This is a genomic window from Bradyrhizobium sp. Arg237L, assembly GCF_029990105.1.
Classification (GTDB): Bacteria; Pseudomonadota; Alphaproteobacteria; order Rhizobiales; family Xanthobacteraceae; genus Bradyrhizobium.
In genome coordinates, this window is record NZ_JAQMIL010000256.1 from 1 (window position 1) to 339 (window position 339).

The following is a 339-nucleotide window of genomic DNA, read 5'->3' on the forward strand; positions in this document are numbered from 1 at the left end:
GCGATACGGACGGCATCTTGCTTGAGGTGGCGTCGGCAAAGATTCGCTGCGGCGAGGCCGCCGACAAGGGCACGTCGATCGCGCATCAGGTGCACGGCGCCATCGGCTTCACGGCCGAGCATGTACTGCATCGCCTGACATTGCGCGCTCTGGCGTGGCGAGATGATTTTGGAAGCGAGAGCTACTGGTCCTCCGAACTCGGCCGGTGGATCGGCAGGCGCGGCGCCGATGAACTGTGGCCGCTGATTGCATCGCGTTAACCGGATTGGGAGCCAAGACCATGACAACAGCATTGCGATTCGATCCCATCCGGCTGCCGGAGCATTGCCAGGAGTTGCG

The 339-nt window shown here is 62.8% G+C and carries 1 protein-coding gene; it reads left to right on the forward strand.

Annotation, left to right across the window (positions count from 1 at the left end; genetic code table 11):
- The coding region (locus OZ411_RS43225; RefSeq protein WP_282532842.1) for an acyl-CoA dehydrogenase family protein at positions 1 to 260 on the forward strand (260 nt) is incomplete at its 5' end.
- Positions 261 to 339 lie beyond the last annotated feature (79 nt).